Genomic DNA, 17,338 nt, shown 5'->3' on the forward strand with positions numbered 1-17,338 from the left:
CTAAGATTCCTTGGCGAGAGCTGCGGCGCCGGTGCTTTCGAGAAGCGCCGACCAGAAATTTCTCTCCCGGTAAAGAAGCGGCACGGCCAGGGTCAGGAGCTGATCCCGGTTAAACCTTCTTTTCAGCGAAAATTTCGCTTTGATAAACACATTTTTCGCTTTGAACCAGCCCAGGGCCAATTCCTCCAGCTCCCGGTCAAGCGTCTGAAATTCAGCCTCCCGGATGAACCCTGCATCCAGTAAATAGCGCAGCATAAGCCGGTTTCCCGCCTGTCTGCTTTCGATAATATTGACGCCGACCAGTCCGTTGGTCATGCTCTCTTCAAACTTGTCCGGTTCCGGCGTTCCCTCCCACAAATGCTCCGTCTGCAGGTTGTCCAGCTCTCCGATCAGCCTTTCCGCATGACGACTCAAATCGGAAAGCTTGAATTCGTAAGGCGGAATCGGGTCCTTCAGCCGGATCAGAGAACATGGAGGCTCCTGATAAGCCGGATTATTCTCCGTCTGAGAGCTGTGAAAGGCCTCCTGGAGACGTTCGGGAGGAACTTCAAAATCCCGGAAGCCGTTGATATCGTCATCCAGCACCCGGTATACCGAACGCTCCGCATCGTAACCGGTGATCAGCGAGTAGTGGTACCAATGGTACTGTTTCCAGGCGAGCGAGTTCGGAATCCAGTGAAATAAATCCACGTGAACGACCGGGAGCTGACCGCTATCCAGCAATTCGCCGATTTCTTCGCCGATTGCCTGCGGATTCCGGAAAAAGTAAGGCTCCCACTCTCGAATAAACGTATCAAAAACCTCATTCTGATACTTAAGCGGGTGGTCCATCGTTAAATAAGTGAATGAAAGATCCGTTGCGACCTGATACGTGTAGTGGTTCAGATAAGCGGCCGTCCGGTAGCTGGAATCGTTTGAAACGGCAATGGAATAGACCGTGTTCGACACGCAGTTCATCCAGAAGTCGTTAAACGGGCGGAGAGATTGGTTATACGTCAACGCAGCGCGCTCCCTTCTTAATCGAGATAAAAATCAGCCCGGTATCATAGCCAGTCTTTCCAGCCAAAGCTCCAGAACCTGCTTTTCTTTCAGCGCCATCGTATCGAGACTTTGTATGATCTGTTCGATCAGACGCGCACTTTGGGTGAGCTCGTATTTGAGCAATTTGTTTCTCAAGTTGAACAATTCCTGTTCCATTTGCCGGTATGCTTCCTGTACGATGTCCAGACCGGAATGTACGGCTATCCCATGCTCCTGCATGTATTGAAGCCGGACTCCCATGACTTTCTTGTGCTCCCAGAGGATATGGAGGTACGCGATATTCGTTACGACAGCACCTTCTCTGTCCAGAATGCACCTCAAAGACTCCGCAGCGCTTTTGTATACGTCTAGACCGAACACCAGTTGAGAACGCTCGGGGAGTGCAAGACCGGTATGCTTATCCGCCGAGTCTACGTACTGGGTCAGAAGCGGAATCACCTTGTCCAGCTGGAACTCCGGATTGAAATCTTCTCTCGCCCTCAACAGGAAAACATCCGTAACGGGAGAGTGGACGATCCCTTTGGCAATGTCGGCAAAAGGGACGGTTGAAGATGCGAACAGTCTGCTTTTGTTAAAGCCGAGAATCTGAAAAGTTTGCTCCTCCAGATCGTATCCATAGATCAACGCTTCCTGGATAACGTGTTTTTTTCCGTGAAAAGGGTTGTCCGCCACATAATATTTATCTACATAGGCATACACGTATTGGCCCCGGTCAATGGCTTCCACCGCCTGCCGGTGAATGTCCTGCTCTTTTCCCGCCGCCTCCGGCACAATCGTCAGCACTTCGCTGAAACAGCCGGGCTCGTCCGCGTTATAGAAACGGATTTCCGCGACTTGCTCTTCCCGGGTCCTGTTCAGCGAGTAAGCCTGCAATTGTATAAAATTATTGAGCATCCAGGGCTTATAAGAACCGGCCGGACCGAGTATGCTCAAAGGAAACGCGTAATACATGCGTCCATGGATGGGGGGTATCTCCACGGGCAGCACTTTAGTTCCCGTTTTCACGCGCCTTCACTCCTTTTTCAAATTGAGGGCAGCTTCTATCCTGTCCATACTGCCTCTGCGCCGGGATTACCAGATGTACCGGAGTCCGTGCAGCCTCGATTTCAGCTCGTCGATCAATGCTCTTTCTTCCTCTTCGCCTTCCGCTTCGAACGTGACGGAGAAACGCACGTAAGCGCCAGCGTCGTCCCATGGCACGGTGGAGATGAGCTTTTCGGTAATGAGATACTGGGAAAAGTCCTCGGCACTATCGAAACGGGGGCCGTCTTCTATCCCCTTGGGAGCCTGCGCATACAAATAGAAGGTCGCTTTGGGCTTCTGCACTTTAAAACCGACCGAGCCTAAAGCTTCAGCCAGAAGACCGTGCCGTCTGGAATATTTGGCGGCGGTAGCCTCCGTAATTTCCGGATGATTCAGACAGTAGACGCCTGCCTTCTGAATCGCGAGAAACTGCCCGGAATCGTGATTGTCTTTCGCATAAGAAAAAGCTTTGAGAACAAGCTCGTTGCCGGCTACGAAACCTAGTCTCCAGCCTGTCATGTTAAACGCCTTCGACAAGGACTGGATAGCAACGCCCACATCTTTGGCCCCCGGGACGGACAGGAACGACAACGGAGGTTCGCCGTCGAACGTCAAGGCCGCGTAAGCTTCATCGGAGACGACGATAATCTCGTTTTCTTTGGCGAAGCGGACGACTTCTTCATAAAAAGCCCGGGTAGCCACGGCGCCGGTCGGATTGTTCGGGTAATTCAAATAGAGCAGCTTCGCTCTTTTCTTCACCTCGCCGGACAAGGCATTGAGATCGGGCAGATAGCCGTTCTCCTCCAGCAGCGGCATCTTGACCACTTCACCGCCAAGCCACTGGGTGTGGGTGCCTATAACCGGATAGCCCGGCACGGTCATCAGCGTAATATCTCCCGGATTGATGAAAACGGCCGGAATCTGGGCCAGGGCAGGCTTAGAGCCGATACAGTGATTGATTTCGGTGGCCGGATCAAGCCCCTTTACACCGTAAATCCGCTCCATATAAGCGGCAGCCGCCTCCTTGAATTCGAACGACCCGTTATCCGAGTAGAACCGGTTCTCCCGTTTGGCCGCTTCCGTGGAGAGAACGTTAACGACCTCCTTGTCGGCCATCCAGTCCGGCTCCCCTAATCCCATGTCGATAATGGGGATACCCGGTTTTTCCTTTAATGCTTGAGCCTTCGCGCGCTTAATTTTCTCGAATTTATAAACCTCGTTTCCTTTGCCGAACTTGTCTCCGCCGATGCGGTCCGCAAAGGACTTTTGAATGTAATCTTGTAAAACGAGCATGTTTATCCCTCACTTATGTGTTTTATGGAGCACCGGCGGTGTTTCTCCGCCGGTGCGGAAGCTTGCTTATGCCAGTGAATCCGCTAATTCCTTGCGTTTGATTTTGCCGACTCCGCTGCGCGGAATGCTAGCTACCGTAACGAATTTTTGCGGCAGCTTGAAAGGAGCCAGATACTGCTGGCAGTGTGCGATAAGATCGTCAATCGTCACACCCGGATCAAGTACGACGAAGGCTACCGGATACTCGGTCGTCTTCCGCTCATTCATGACACCGACAACGGCGACATCCTGGACGCCGGTCAGCTTCAGCAGGACATTTTCCACTTCAAGCGGGTCCATCTTCTTGCCGGCGACGTTAATCATGTCGGAAGAACGGCCGTTAATGTACAGGTGGTTGTGTTCGATAAAACCTCTGTCCGTCGTCTGATAATAGCCGTCCGGAGATATGACAAACGGGAAGGAGGCTTTATAGTAGCCTTTGGCCATGGAGGAGGAACGGACTTGAATAATGCCCGACTCACCATCCGCGACGGCAAAACCCTCTTCGTTCACGATCCGGATATCGACTCCGGGGACCGGCGTACCGAGCGAAGCTTCCTTGCTGCCGTTGTTGAACGTACAAGGACCCGCTTCGACGATGCCGTAATAATCGCAAATTTCCATGCCGGTCTTGTCCAGAAACGCCTGCTTCACGGCATGGTGGAGCGGAGCCGCAGAAGACAAGCATAAGCGGAGGCTGTGTCCCGGTTTGCAATATTTGGAGTTGTTGAGCAGATCGTAGACGACAGGGAAAGCGACCAGAATCGAGATATTATCCTTCATGACCGTTTCCCAGATCGACTTCGGTGTAATCTGCTTCGCGATAAACAGGCAGGCGCCCGACACGAATACGGCAAGCAGGGACGTATTGAATGCGAGTCCGTTATGGAACAGCGCGGTTACCTGCACGTTATCGGCGGAAGTGATCCCGGAAGCCTTGGCCCAGTTCACTCCGGCATTAATCACCGCATCATGAGTGAACATCAGGCACTTAGGCCGCCCTGTCGTACCCGAAGAGAAGCGGCAGGTCGCCACGTTCGCAAATTCGTCTTCGTCGAACGAATCGAAGTTTTCTTCCCGAAGCTGGACCTGAATCCGGCCCTCTCCGTCAAGTGTAAGGAGCGATCCGATGTTGTAATAAGAGCAGAGGTTGTCCACCTCATCCTGGGTAAAGGTGTGATCGATCAGCATCGGGATATATCCTTCCAGAAGAAGACCGTAGTACGCGAACAAATAATTCGGGCAGTTCTTCATGGAAATTCCCACGGGATACTGCTTCGGAATCTGCTGTTTGATCCACGCGCCCGTCTTCTCCACCTGGTTCCAGAACTGGTGGTACGTATAGCTTTCATCCGCGTAACGGATCGCATCTTTCGTTCCGTGCTTCTGTACCGCTTCATACAGCTTGTCGATGATGCGCTCGTTTTGAGCCGGCGAATCACCCTTTACCTCTTCGCTGTCTTTCGGTTTATTGAGATAGTAGCGGTCCATTTTAACCTTGAAGGCGGAGTTAACGTCATCTTTGCCCAGCGTACCGGAGTAGAGCAGATCCATGTTTTCCCCGAGGTTAAACAATTCCTTCGCTTCTTCGTCGTAATAACCGCCGATGGCGGAGTAACCCAGCCTCAGTTCTCCCGATTTCAGGTAGATCATTTGAGCCAGAATACCCATATCTACCAGTCTTTGCTGATACGTATAAAAGTTTTTGTCATTCACCTGCGACTTATCGATCGCAAAGAAGAACAGGACCGAAGAATCGTGTACGAATTCCTGATCGAAGCAAAGCTGAGTCGAGCGGGCTCTGAAATCGCCGGCCTTGATCATTTTCAGTTCGCTGCCGTTGAATTCGTACGTGCCCGGAATCATTCCCTCCACGGCATGGACAACGCAGAATATGCGGATCGGCATACCGAGGCTGTTTACAAATTCCAACAGACGGATAAAATCGTGACGCGGAATTTCAACTGGCAGATAGGAGGAGCTGGAACGGCGTTCGATAATCAGACGCAGCATCTCATTGTAATCGTTCCACTCCGCCGGGATATGATGGCGTACCGTCCAGTCCTCAGACGGCTGCTGATGCTGGAGAGACTGGCGCACCTTTTCCTGGTACAACCGGATCGGTTCCCAGTCGAAAGCGGACAAACCGCTGTCGAACGTAGTGATGCAGCGGCTTTGATAGTTCCCGCGATAGGCCTGCTGCACGGCCCGGGGCTTGGTTTCGTGCTGCTTGACGGCGATAATGCCGACCGGTTCCTCGTGGCTGTCCAGATGAAGCAGCGTTTTGATATGCTGATCTTTGCATGCGGTATACGTGGTAAAATTTACGCCGAGCGAATGGAAGATCGTCTGGAAATTTGCCAGGACATGGCCCGCGTCGATGAAGCTGAACCGGTAGCCGCGATGGGAGTATTTCCAGCAGCTGCGCCAAGGAACGGCCGAAACCATGATGTAATAATCCGCATCCTGGTCCTGTGGAAGGATCGCCTCATCCAGCAGAAAAAGGGAATCCGCGCAGGCGATTTTATGCATCGAAGTGTTCAGGGGAGAGTAGTAATAGATGCCCGGCTCCACTCCGTCCAGCGAACGCACGATGACATACACGTCAACGGGGTAGCAGCCTCCGGCAGACGGGAACGACCACAGCATTTCGGACTGATAGCCGTAAAATTTAACCGACGTGACACTGAAAGAGCTGAGCAGAACCTGCTCCAGAATGCTTAGCCCTGTCTTGGGCAGCATATCCTCATTGGTTTTGTTAAAAACGGATGTTTTCAGGCGGGTATAGGGCCCCTCGAAGTTTTTATGTCTTTCAGGACGCGGAGATTTGGAAAATTTGCTTCCCACGTATTCCCGGCCTTTTAAATTGTAGAAAATGGACAGAACATCTTCTTGAGTTAACAGTTGATTGGTCATGTTATACTCCTACCAAATGATTTTTGGAATGGGGATTAAAATGCCTGTCTGCCTTCCTGCACCAGTAGGCCCAGTATTCCCGGATCGCTGTCGCGCCGAAGATGATTTTGCTTTTCATTTTGATCTCATGGCCTTCTGTCCATGTGTAGGGAACACCTGTCGATTCGGCGATAAGCTGAAGCTTGCAAGCATTCTCCAGAACGGCCGCCCAGCAGACGGTTTCCGGAATCGTTTTGCCGGCTGCGACCAGCCCGTGGTTTTTGAGCAGCAGCGTGTTGCTTTTACCAAGGGACTCGGCTACTTGTGCCGCAATATTCGGATTCGTTACCGTATTTGTAGTCAGTGTAAACCGCTGTGTATTCATAATCGGCGTAGCATCGTGCGTGACCGGACGAAGGTCCAAATCCGTGGCGCTAAAAATCATGGAATACGGGGGATGCGAATGGATAATGCAGTTCACGTCCGCCCTCGCTTTGTAGGTTTCTGTATGAAGCGGCCATTCCGAGGGAATATGCCCCTCTCCCTTCAAACGGTTGCCTTCGGTATCGATAAGAATAAAATCATCCGGCGTCGTTTCTTCCCAGCCCAGAAATCCTTTCCGGATCCAGATGTTTCCCGATTCGGGATCACGGTAGGAAATTTGCCCGTTGTTAATGTCGTTATGTCCCTCCAGGTACAAAATTTGAGAGGCGTAGACCATCTCTTCAATAAACTGGCTCACTGATTTCAGTCCCCTTCCGGTTGAAGAATATTAAGAGCGTTATACAGAAATTTTCTGAACTTCCTGCTCGATGAATTCCGCCAGACGTGAAATGGAATTGAGCACTTCCGGACTGATTTCCTCCACTTCGGTTTCAATATCGTAAGCTTCTTCCAGCAGAACGACGATTTTGATCTTCGCCAGGGAATCCAATCCCAATCTTCCGATGTCGTCGCCCACTCTTTCCAGATCCTCCGGCGTCACATTTCCGTCCGAAGCCTCCATAATAAATTGTTTGATTTTGTCTTGAATATTCATCGTTTTCCCACCTTTTTCAGATTGATGTTCCTATCCCCCGTCTTCTGCACGGTACTGGATTTTAGGAGGGAATACCGCCGAAGCCGTACGGGACTTGGTCCCCATGGAGAAATAATAGATCGGCATAGCGAGAGCGGTAGTCACAAGCGCCATCAGTACGAGCATGGCGTACAGCTTAGGCGTAATGATTCCGTAAGTCATCCCTATATTGATGACGACCAGCTCCATCAGACCCCTGGCATTCATCAAGCCGCCGACTGCGGATGCTTCCCTCCAGCTGAATCCGATCTTTCTCATATAAAGCGTGCATCCGCCGTATTTGCCCAGAATGGAGCAAAGCAGCAGGATAAGGAACGGAAACAGCATATCGGCGCTGAACAGGTCCAGCAGGTTCGTCTTCATACCCGAATAGGCGAAATAAAGCGGGAGAAAAAAGACGACGGTAATGTCCCTGATTTTGATGTTCATTTCGTTGAGAAACACTTCGCTGCGCGGCATGGCCAATCCAAGAATAAAACAGCCGAAGACGGCATAAATGCCGATGTATTCCGTAACGAAACTCGCGCCCAAAGTCAATAACAGCACTAAAGCCAATCCTCCGTGCGACAAAAATCCGGCTTTCTGAACCTTTGCGCCAAAGCGTTCCATGAGCGGTTTGACCACAAACAGCACAATCAGAACGAACAAAACGGTATACAGCAGAGTAGAAATTCCTGAGAACATATTTTTCGCCTGCACCATAACGATGACAACAGCCAGAATGCACCAAGAGATCACATCGTCTATACTTCCCGCCAGCAGAGTGAGCGAGGCGAAACGGGACTGAAGCAGCCCCTGCTCTTCCAGGATTCTCGCAAGCATGGGAATAGAGGTAATCGATAAGGCGACGCCCATGTAAAGGAAAAATTCGAGCTGGGTAATCTGCTGCTGCGCAAGGGACGCATACAGGAAGAGGGAGATTCCTCCCCCAAGCAGAAAGGGAGGTATAATTCCCGATGAAGCGAGCAAGCCGGCCTGCCGGAACGATTTCCGGTCGATGCCTTTCATCTCCATACCGACGAGCAGCATGTACAGGCACAAGCCGAAGTTGCTTAAAATGTAGATCACATTGCCGACATCCGCATTAAATACCGATTTGCTGATCTCGGGAAAGAAATACATGAAGCAGGTGGGTCCCAGCAAAATTCCCGCTACCATCTCCCCGATTACGGAAGGAAATCTCAGCAGAACCGCTACTCTCGCCATAATCCGCGCAGACGTAAGAATGAGAATGAGAGCGACTATTACATTGAGAAGAAGATGCATGATTTACAGCCTCCCGACGTCATACCGTCGCAACGGGAACCTCATTGGAACCCGGCTCCTTCGTTCCCTTCAGGAAAGATTCGTCGATATCGAAATACAGTTTGCGGATCGTATCCGGCGCCTGCTGCGCTCCCCACATGACCACTTCGTACAGGGAAAGCATGTCCATCTTGGAAATATGGCGCTTGTCCGGGTTTAAAATGTCATACTGTTCCGGAATGAAGCTCTGCGCTTCTTCGTAATAGCCGTAAATCCGTTGGGTCGCTTCTTCCGTAGAAAGCCCGTGGTCACGTACGGCTTCCACCGTCGAGGCTACTTTTTCGAACAGAGGCTGGTATTCCGCAAAATCTACGCACAAGGAACCGATGTAGGGAGCCTTCTCGATATCAAGCAGAATTTGCATGTCTCTTTCTTTGTAAAATTTGGAGAGAACCTGGGTCAGGCGAAGCGAGGTAAAAGCTTGTCCAAGCGCCCATACGCGGTACCAAGCATTCCAGAGATTAAAGTCACGGAAAGCCGTGTACGAGCAGGAAACGAGGCGGTCGTTCGTGTCATAAGATTGCTGGATGATACGGGAAACCGGTTCGAAGCGCTCTTCATTGAAGTCGTCTTCCCTCACGGCGTCGATTAAGCGCTGGGCAAGCGAGTTGATCGTCTCCGTCGTAATGGCAAGGCCCCTGGAAAACAGCGGGTCGATAAAGGCGGAAGCATGTGCCAGCAGACAGAAGCGCTTGCCGATGACTTTGCTTGCGGAATACTGGAGTCGGCCGCCGCTGGAAATCCATTCTCTTACCGGTTTAGCGTTTTCGAACTGTTTTTTGACATCGGGATAAGCTTCGAGGAAATCGGCAAATTCTTCCTCCGGCTTTTTGGTCGGAACATTGTCCGGATTGCGATTCAGGTCGTATTGAAGACCTACGCTGCAAAGAATACTCGTCGATTTCGCATTGTTGTCAAACGGGATGACCCACAGCCAGCCGCCGTCAAAAATGTGATGCAGCGTACCGTTATGAATCCGGTTGGGGAGCTTATGCTCGTCCTTATTTGTAATTTCGTCGAACGGTTTCACGCCTACCATGTGAGTGAAAAGGGAACGGGATTTCGTTTTCATCCGCGACGGCTCTTCGCGCAGTCCGAGACGTTTCGCCAATACGGAGTTGAAGCCGCTGGCATCCACGATATACTTGGCGCTGAACTCTTCGTTCGCCGTCGTCTTGATGTTTACGCCGTCCTCGTGAATGTCGATATCGGAGATCATCGTTTTCTGCTTCACTTTGGCGCCGTATTTAATGGCCACCGCCATCATGTAGGCATCGGTGTCCTGTCTGAACAAGTGAGCCTCGGGCCCGTAGGGGATATTAGGCACCGGCAGCTGCGTGCTTTCCTTCGGATTCTGGGCCTCTCCCTCACGGTGATAGAAGAACGAGAAATTGCGTTTTGTTCCGGAATTCGACGTGATATGATTTTGAACAAACGGCAGGGTGCTGCAGTGCATGATTTCCGGCACATCGTAGCGCTCGGCCATAATCCGCATCATGAAAGATGTGGCGGGAATCATGGATTCCCCGATCACGAAACGCGGATGAGTGGCCGCATCGATAACGAGCACGTTGAGCTGTTGTCTGGCCAATATGGCGGACAGGATCGTCCCCGCGATTCCTGCCCCGATTACGATAACATCATAGTGTGCTGCTGTTCCTGCTGCTTTTTCCATTAAAATAAATGCCCCTTCCTTATTTAAAATCCCGTTTTTTTGTTAAGCGTTAGCTTTCTCGGACACATTCGCGGATACGAAATCCACCATGTTCTGAATCGTTTTGATGTTGTAAAACTCCACGCTTTCCTCATCGATTTCGAGATCGTAAAACTTAATGATCTCCAGCATCGATTTAATCAGGGTTAACGAGTTAAGCCCCATTGTGGTCATATCGTCATTGCTTCCGATCTGGTCGACGGCGATGTCCGCCTGTGTAAGAATTTCTCTGATTTTGTGCTCGATTGGATTCATAAAAGTTGACTCCTCCTATATTTTTTGTGCCAACAGCTCTTCTTTTAGGGTCTGGATCATTTGAGGTTCGATTTCGTAGAGTCTGCCGCATGCTTCCGTAATTTTGGGAACACTTATTTTCCCTAGGATTTTGTAGTTGGTGATCAGTTTGCGGATTCTGTCGGTCAGTTGGATGCTTTCATTTAAAGAATCGCGGATGGAGGTTTCAACGTTCATGACATCGAGGAAGCGGCTGAACAGCAGCCGGGAGCTGTAAAGGAAGAAAAACGCATTCTGGTAAGCCTCCAGCTCTTCTTCCGCCTTGGAGAAGTCCGCGCGATTGGCCTCCAGAAAGTCGATAGTCTGCTGGTAAAATTTGAAATCGTCGCGGCATTCGCGGACCCAGAGCTCGAATTTCGCTTTGATTTGATCCAGTTCAGGATTGGCCGCCCGTTCGCGGTCGATGTCGAAAATCATGATTTCTTTGACAAATTGCTCTACGGGGTTATCGTCATAGGCTTTTTCAACCGTTTCGTGAGGGTAGTAGTCGAAGAAATCCGGCTGGGAGTGGTCTTGAATAAACCATTTCTTTCCGCCCTCGTGGCTGAGCTGGGAAATCATCATGCAGTGGGCTTCATGCTTTTGGAGATAAGTAAAGGTGCGGTGTTTGAAATAGTACCCGTTGATGAAGAAAAATACGATTTTACCCTCATCCAGCGCTTCGATAATTTTCGGCTCCGCTTCCTGGAACGTTTCGATTCTCTCCTGGCGTAATGTCAGGCCGAAATGATGAATATCGTCCAAAACCCTTTTTTTATCATGAAAAAGCCAGCGGTTGTCCCTTTTTTCAACAAAATGTTCGTAGACGTTACTGGTATCTTCCAAGGCGCCGTAAAACATATATTCAACCGGAATGCCTTCTGCTTTCCAATAGCTGACGTAATGACTTTCCACACAGTTAAAAAAATCTTCATCATATCTTGGTATTATTTTCATAATTTAATATCAACTCCTTAGTTTTCTATTAATATCCATTTTGTGCTTAAAAAAAAGGGCTGCCTATGCCGACACCTCGCTTTCTTTACCTACTCATGTTGTCTCATAGACTATATATCTCCAGTGCACGCCGTGAAACATACCAACGGCACAGAAATATCGAAGCATGAACTCTAAAGGTAAGGCAAACGTCAAGCCGGGACTTAGACCGCCGGTCAAGCAGAAGCGGGAGCAGTTTCCCGCCTCTCTTGAAAGCTTCTGATCAGGCGCCGACTTCACCGGTAAGAACAGGAGCTTTCTTGACCCCGATTCCTTTGCGGTAAAGGACAAAATATCCCGCGGAAGCGACTAAGCTGAAAACGACGTTGACCGCGATCAGGAACTGATAGTTATGCGCAAGGTCATAGTTAAGGCCGCCGGCAATTGCCGCAACGACTCCGCCCAATTGATGAATGAGCAGGAGGATACCCGTCTGCAGGCCGATTTGTTTCTTCCCTTCATTCAGTGCTTCTCCGGCAACGAGAATACCTCCCGGCACGGCGCCCAGGTATGTCGCTCCGAAAATCAGCGAGAAGAGAATAGGGGAATAATCGAAGTGGAAGAACAGGACCGCGAAACCGGCGATGCGGAAGAAATATAAGTAAGCAAGTGCTTTGACACGCGGCATGTAATCCAGAAGAATGGAGAACGTGACTCCTCCCACCAGTTCCAGAAGTCCGAGCAGACTAAGGGACGAGGACATCATCCCATCCGACACATGGGCCAGCTGGTGAATGGCCATCAGGTTCATTTCGACGGTGCCCATGCTGATCCCGCAGGTAAGGAGCGCGAACATAATGACCAGCATAACCGGGCGGGTCAGGTAAAGCAGGAAAGCCTTGAAGCCTTCCGACATTTTCTTCAGGGAAAAGACAGGTTCTGCGGGAGCCGGCGACTGTTCTTCACCGGGTTCCTTATTTGTAGAAGACGGTGATTCCTGTACGGGTGCTGGCGCCTCTTCTTCGGGTGCCTCTTTGTTGGAACGGACAATCAATAAAATCAAGGGAACAAACGCGAGCGAGATAATAAACAACACGGTGTATACCGTTGTCCAGTTCAGCCAGCTCTTGTTGCTGACGAGGACGGGAGTAAGCACCGCCAATCCGAGCGAACCCGCGCTGCCAATGATCATTAACGCTTTGGCGCGGTGATGTTTGAACCAGTTCGCGACCAGCACATAGCTGGCCGAGGCCCCTATGCCCGCTATGCCTGTAATCAATCCGAATCCGAGGAAGTAACCGACGGGATTCCGGAAAAGCAGGACGATAGCCAGCGAAAGAAGGTTGGCGATCGCCGAATAAATCATGACTTTCTTGTAGCCGATCTTGTCGATCAGCCAGCCGCCGAGCGGTGCGCTGATTGCGCCGATAAAAATGGCCGTTGACCAAGTGGCGCCCAGAAAGCTTCGTCCTACGCCCAGCGTTTCCGAAATGTCCTTCTGATAATAAGCCATGACGAACCTGCCCAAAGATCCGACAAAACCGAATACCCATAAGAATGCCAGCAGAAACCAGGCATATTTTTTCTCTTTGAACAGCAAACGCATCTAACTCCTTTCAACCTCGTCATGTAGTAGCGAGTAAGTTCAGTATATCGCCTAAATTATGTAGACACACCAGCCAATCCCAGTTTTTTTCCCCATCCAATCCCCTCTTGCGGTATAATAAACGAAACAAGGAGGGTTAGCCATGAATATGCGCTGGAAACCGCGGCCCTATGATCATACCCCTATATTTCGTCAAATTTGTACGTATTTCAAGGAACAGATCTTAAAAGGAGAGCTCTCGCCAGGAACCCGACTTCCGACAGAGAGAGAGCTTGCGCTCCAATTGTCCGTCAACCGGAGCACCGTATCGGCCGCATACGAAGAACTCCGGGCTACCGGACTTGTTTATTCGGTACAAGGCAGCGGAACCCGGGTCAGCGAAAGCCTGTGGGAAACTACCGTCCAGACCGCGCCGAATTGGGATCATTATCTGGGACGGCGTTTCTTCAATCCCAACGCTTCAATAACCGACAAAATCGGCGAAGCCGCATACATACCCGGTATCGTAAACATGATCAAAGGCGAGCTGTCCCCGGATCTGATGCCGCTCGGTCTGCTCGGCGAACTCGCCGCCCAAATCGACTACGCGCAGGCCTACAGCTATTTTTCGGATAAACGGGGGGAACCGGCTTTGCGCGCCGTCCTGTCCGATTTTATGAAAACCCGGTCCGGCATCTCCGCTTCTCCCGAAAGCATCCTGGTCACATCAGGCGTGAAACATTCGCTCCAGCTCATTTCCAACACTCTTCTCCAGCCCGGAGACGCAGTCGCTCTCGAAGGGCCTTCCTACATCTATGCAATGCAGGTTTTCTCATCATCGGGTATCCGCATGTTCCCGCTTCCCGTAGACGAACACGGCCTGATCCCGGACGAACTGCCGCGTCTGGTTCACAAACACAACATCCGCATGGTTTTTACGAATCCCACCTACCAGAACCCGACAGGCACAACGCTCAGTCCGGCCCGCCGCGCCAAACTCATCGATCTGTGCGAACAGCTCCGTCTTCCGCTCGTGGAAGACGATCCGTACGGCCTGCTCCATCTGTCCGGCTCGCCGCCCGTTCCGCCTTTAAAAGCGTCGCCCGAAGGGGACAAGATCGTCATCTACCTCGGAACGTTGTCCAAAATATCAACACCCGGCATGCGTACCGGCTGGATTGTGGCTCCCCCTCCGGTAATCGCCAAACTCGCCGAGACCAAAAACCGTATGGGTTACAGCTCCAGTCATTCGGGAGAACGGCTCGCGCAGCTCTACATGACCTCCCCTTCGTCCGTTCAATCCCTGATCTCCATCCGCGAAGCTTTGACGGCAAGAAGAAACACCATGCTCGGCACACTGCAAAGCGAGCTTTCTCCGTACGCATCCGTTTTCGGCGGAAATCATAACGCACCGGGGGGTTATTACGTCTGGCTCAAGCTCAATCTGCCTTTGGAAGACAAGCAACTGGTCGATTTGGCCGTAAAGGAAGGCGTCATGCTGTGGCCCGGAAGCATTTACGGCATGAAAAAGGGATTTTTCAGACTCACGTACGCTTCAATCCGGGAACACGAGATCGTCGAAGGAATCCGCAGAATACGGCGCGCTTTCGAAAAAGCGGTTCTATAGCCTGATTTTCACCGCCGCAGGTGTAACCGATTTGCCCGCAATCCGTATGAGTAAGGAGACTACGTGCTCCGGCACCACTATCTCCGAACGGAAGTGAGACATGAACAGAAGGCAATTTCTCCGCTCCCTTGCGGGCGCTTTTGCGGCGGCCTCTCTCGGCGCCGCCGCTTTCTACTCTTTTTTTACCCGCGGCGCTTCCAAGGAACTGGATTCGGGGCTGAACACCGCTTCCCCCGGACCATCCGGGACTCCGGCTTCGGCGCCTGCCGGCCCGGGAAAGCTCCTCGCATCACTCTGGCTGCTGAGCGACCTGCACGTCACCCCTTATGATTCAGGGACCTCCGATAAGCTTAAGAGAGCGCTTACCGATCTCGTAAAGCCGGAACATCCCGGGGATGCGCTTATCTTGGGAGGAGATCTGACCGAATACGGCTCGGATAACGATTATAAACAGCTCAAAAGCGTGCTCAGCGGCTTCAAGCTGCCTCCTTTATACGCCAACATGGGCAACCACGACTATTACGACATCTGGATCGACGGCAAAGGAAGCTTCGCCACGGAAACGCAGCCCAACGGTAAAACGGATGCGCAGTCGAGGCAGCGGTTTCAGGCTTTTATGAAAACCGAGCGCCCTTACGGCAAGTTTGAGGCCGGCGGGATTCCGGTTTTCCTGCTGTCCCAGGAAGCCTACGTGCAGGAAAGACCCGAGGTCGGCGAAGGAGCCTGGTACTCGGATGCCCAGCTGGCCTGGCTGAGAACCGAGCTGGCGAAACTGGAGAAACATCTCCCCGTTCTCGTCATGATTCACCAGCCTCTTCCGCAGGAAGGCTCCGACGGCGGTACTCACCGGGTAATCCGGGCCAACGAGCTGCGCGCTATTCTTGCCCCTTATCCCAACGTATTCGTATTCTCGGGCCACACGCATCGCGATTTCACGGCCAACCATTATACCCGCCACGCCACCTTTCACTGGTTCAGCAACTCCACTGTAGGGCGCAGCCGCTCCAAGGTATTGTCTCAGGGAATGTACATCCAGGTTTATGAGCGCGAGGTTCGAGTACGCGGCCGGGAGTTTAGCAATGCAGGCTGGATCGGCGCGGCGGACTGGACCGTTCCGCTCAAAAAATCGGCGGACTGAACCCGTCCCGTCGGACATGCCCGCCTCAGACGCAGACAGGCCGGAATCGGCATAAACCCCGGTGTCCGGCCGTTACCCGGCGATATTGAGCTCCCCCTAGCAATTGATTCCCGGCCAAACGAAAAGCCGTCCAGGAATGACATTCCTGGACGGCTTCCGCTGTGTCCCTCTGTGCGCAAGAGGGCTTTTTTTATGGGATGAAATCAGAACGTGCTGTACACGTTATCGTACTTTTCCGCTGTCGGCTCATAAAAGCAGTGCGGCTTGTAGCGCCCGACTAGAGGCTGATTGTACCAGGTCTGCTGACAGTCGCCCGGCGGTCTGAAATACGCAGGCTGAATTGCCCGGCCTTTGAAATCGGCGCTATTTCTAACGGTGCTGCGCGTAGCGGGAAGCCCTGGAGATCCGGCGAATCTCCTCCAGTTCTTCCGCGGACAACGGGTCCGCCGCTGCCGCCTCCGCGTTGTGCGCGAGCTGCTCCAGGGAGCTGGCTCCCGGGATGACGGCGGCTACCGCCGGATGGGACAGCGCATAGCGGATGGCCATATGGCCGGGGTCCCTGCCCGGGCCGGCCGCCTCAAGCAGCTGCCTGCGTACCTGCGGCAGTTCTTCCGGGCTGTAATCGAGATAGCCCTGAGCGGCTTTCTCTTCTCCGCCTGCGGTAAGAATGCCTCGGGCTACCGGGCCGCGGGCAATCAGGCTGATGCCTTTGTCCTCAAGCAGGGGCAGCACCTCTTCTTCCGGCCGACGGTCCAGGATGCTGTATTGGCTCATCACGCTGACGATGCCGGAGCGCCTCACATATTCGCGGATAACGTTCGGCCGGATCGAAGAGATCCCGTAATGGCGGATGAGCCCTTCCTCCTTGAGTTCCTCGAAAGCCTCGATCGTTTCGTCGATGGGGTCCTCCAGCGTACCGCCGTGAAGCTGGTACAAATCGATGTAATCGGTCTGGAGCCTCTTCAGGCTGTCTTTCACTGCCGATTTGATATACGCTTTGGACGGGTCCCACGTCCAGCCTTCTTGGCCCGGCACTCTTCGGTTGCCCACTTTCGTTGCCAGCACAACCTCGGACCTGCGTCCGCGGACGGCTTTGCCGACGAGCTCTTCATTGCGGCCTTCGTCGTACAAATCGGCCGTATCTAGGAACGTTACGCCCAGATCCAGAGCCCGGCGGACGAGTTCGACCGCCTGTTTTTCCTCCGTCCCGAGAGACATGCAGCCGAGGCCCACTTCACTTATAAACAGATCGGATTGTCCCAGACGATTCTTTTTCATAAACGGATTCTTCCTTCCTCGGTTCGTATTCAGAACGCCTTCCTATCCTATAAAAGGAAGCCGGCACCCCTCCGGCACACGGCTTCGTATGTACGTTTATATTTTCGGGTCCG

At 52.1% G+C, this 17,338-nt stretch carries 14 protein-coding genes and 1 pseudogene; 2 read left to right on the forward strand and 13 right to left on the reverse strand.

Going from position 1 to position 17,338, the window contains the following annotated elements:
* From ACI48J_RS20900 to ACI48J_RS20950, 11 genes are all read right to left on the reverse strand, one after another.
* Complete coding sequence (locus ACI48J_RS20900; protein ID WP_405080081.1) at positions 1-999, reverse strand: hypothetical protein; 999 nt, start codon at positions 997-999, stop codon at positions 1-3.
* A 33-nt stretch (positions 1,000-1,032) separates the two neighbouring features.
* Entirely contained in the window at positions 1,033-2,046 is a 1,014-nt protein-coding gene (locus tag ACI48J_RS20905) for a hypothetical protein (protein ID WP_405080082.1), read from the reverse strand.
* 66 nt (positions 2,047-2,112) lie between these two features.
* Positions 2,113-3,357 (reverse strand): LL-diaminopimelate aminotransferase, encoded by a 1,245-nt coding sequence (locus ACI48J_RS20910; RefSeq protein WP_405080083.1) that lies wholly within the window; start codon positions 3,355-3,357, stop codon positions 2,113-2,115.
* 66 nt (positions 3,358-3,423) lie between these two features.
* Complete coding sequence (locus ACI48J_RS20915; RefSeq protein WP_405080084.1) at positions 3,424-6,312, reverse strand: AMP-binding protein; 2,889 nt, start codon at positions 6,310-6,312, stop codon at positions 3,424-3,426.
* Between the two features lies 1 nt (position 6,313).
* The gene (locus ACI48J_RS20920) at positions 6,314-7,033 is read right to left on the reverse strand and encodes a class II aldolase/adducin family protein (protein ID WP_405080085.1); all 720 of its coding nucleotides are present in this window, start codon (positions 7,031-7,033) and stop codon (positions 6,314-6,316) included.
* A 39-nt stretch (positions 7,034-7,072) separates the two neighbouring features.
* Positions 7,073-7,330 carry an acyl carrier protein gene (locus ACI48J_RS20925; RefSeq protein WP_009677174.1) on the reverse strand — a complete coding sequence of 86 codons (258 nt, stop codon included), beginning with the start codon at positions 7,328-7,330 and terminating at the stop codon, positions 7,073-7,075.
* 30 nt (positions 7,331-7,360) lie between these two features.
* Complete coding sequence (locus ACI48J_RS20930; protein ID WP_405080086.1) at positions 7,361-8,635, reverse strand: cation:proton antiporter; 1,275 nt, start codon at positions 8,633-8,635, stop codon at positions 7,361-7,363.
* A 19-nt stretch (positions 8,636-8,654) separates the two neighbouring features.
* Positions 8,655-10,349: an NAD(P)/FAD-dependent oxidoreductase gene (locus ACI48J_RS20935; RefSeq protein WP_405080087.1), complete on the reverse strand. Its 1,695-nt coding sequence runs from the start codon at positions 10,347-10,349 to the stop codon at positions 8,655-8,657.
* 42 nt (positions 10,350-10,391) lie between these two features.
* Complete coding sequence (locus ACI48J_RS20940; RefSeq protein ID WP_326054826.1) at positions 10,392-10,643, reverse strand: phosphopantetheine-binding protein; 252 nt, start codon at positions 10,641-10,643, stop codon at positions 10,392-10,394.
* Between the two features lie 15 nt (positions 10,644-10,658).
* Positions 10,659-11,618 (reverse strand): hypothetical protein, encoded by a 960-nt coding sequence (locus tag ACI48J_RS20945; RefSeq protein WP_326054825.1) that lies wholly within the window; start codon positions 11,616-11,618, stop codon positions 10,659-10,661.
* A 262-nt stretch (positions 11,619-11,880) separates the two neighbouring features.
* Complete coding sequence (locus ACI48J_RS20950; protein WP_405080088.1) at positions 11,881-13,203, reverse strand: MFS transporter; 1,323 nt, start codon at positions 13,201-13,203, stop codon at positions 11,881-11,883.
* 142 nt (positions 13,204-13,345) lie between these two features.
* Between ACI48J_RS20950 and ACI48J_RS20955 the strand changes: the two genes are divergently transcribed.
* Positions 13,346-14,809 carry a PLP-dependent aminotransferase family protein gene (locus ACI48J_RS20955; protein WP_405080089.1) on the forward strand — a complete coding sequence of 488 codons (1,464 nt, stop codon included), beginning with the start codon at positions 13,346-13,348 and terminating at the stop codon, positions 14,807-14,809.
* Positions 14,810-14,909: 100 nt separating this feature from the next.
* Positions 14,910-15,947 carry a metallophosphoesterase family protein gene (locus ACI48J_RS20960; RefSeq protein WP_405080090.1) on the forward strand — a complete coding sequence of 346 codons (1,038 nt, stop codon included), beginning with the start codon at positions 14,910-14,912 and terminating at the stop codon, positions 15,945-15,947.
* 203 nt (positions 15,948-16,150) lie between these two features.
* Here ACI48J_RS20960 and ACI48J_RS20965 read toward each other — a convergent pair.
* Both ACI48J_RS20965 and ACI48J_RS20970 read right to left on the reverse strand, forming a co-directional pair.
* Positions 16,151-16,276 (reverse strand): annotated as a pseudogene (locus tag ACI48J_RS20965) (cell wall hydrolase); the annotation flags it as partial.
* Positions 16,277-16,316: 40 nt separating this feature from the next.
* On the reverse strand, positions 16,317-17,225 hold the full coding sequence (locus tag ACI48J_RS20970; RefSeq protein ID WP_405080091.1) for an aldo/keto reductase: 909 nt from the start codon (positions 17,223-17,225) through the stop codon (positions 16,317-16,319).
* Positions 17,226-17,338 lie beyond the last annotated feature (113 nt).

Origin of the sequence: Paenibacillus chitinolyticus (assembly GCF_045038035.1) — a bacterium.
In the GTDB taxonomy this organism is placed as follows: Bacteria; Bacillota; Bacilli; order Paenibacillales; family NBRC-103111; genus Paenibacillus_F; species Paenibacillus_F chitinolyticus_A.

Excerpts from the sequence above, each read along its gene's own strand:
- ACI48J_RS20955 (WP_405080089.1), top strand. The coding sequence starts at position 13,346 with ATGAATATGCGCTGGAAACCGCGGCCCTATGATCATACCCCTATATTT.
- ACI48J_RS20910 (WP_405080083.1), bottom strand. The coding sequence starts at position 3,357 with ATGCTCGTTTTACAAGATTACATTCAAAAGTCCTTTGCGGACCGCATC.
- ACI48J_RS20935 (WP_405080087.1), bottom strand. The coding sequence starts at position 10,349 with ATGGAAAAAGCAGCAGGAACAGCAGCACACTATGATGTTATCGTAATC.
- ACI48J_RS20970 (WP_405080091.1), bottom strand. The coding sequence starts at position 17,225 with ATGAAAAAGAATCGTCTGGGACAATCCGATCTGTTTATAAGTGAAGTG.
- ACI48J_RS20950 (WP_405080088.1), bottom strand. The coding sequence starts at position 13,203 with ATGCGTTTGCTGTTCAAAGAGAAAAAATATGCCTGGTTTCTGCTGGCA.
- ACI48J_RS20945 (WP_326054825.1), bottom strand. The coding sequence starts at position 11,618 with ATGAAAATAATACCAAGATATGATGAAGATTTTTTTAACTGTGTGGAA.
- ACI48J_RS20960 (WP_405080090.1), top strand. The coding sequence starts at position 14,910 with ATGAACAGAAGGCAATTTCTCCGCTCCCTTGCGGGCGCTTTTGCGGCG.
- ACI48J_RS20940 (WP_326054826.1), bottom strand. The coding sequence starts at position 10,643 with ATGAATCCAATCGAGCACAAAATCAGAGAAATTCTTACACAGGCGGAC.
- ACI48J_RS20930 (WP_405080086.1), bottom strand. The coding sequence starts at position 8,635 with ATGCATCTTCTTCTCAATGTAATAGTCGCTCTCATTCTCATTCTTACG.
- ACI48J_RS20925 (WP_009677174.1), bottom strand. The coding sequence starts at position 7,330 with ATGAATATTCAAGACAAAATCAAACAATTTATTATGGAGGCTTCGGAC.
- ACI48J_RS20915 (WP_405080084.1), bottom strand. The coding sequence starts at position 6,312 with ATGACCAATCAACTGTTAACTCAAGAAGATGTTCTGTCCATTTTCTAC.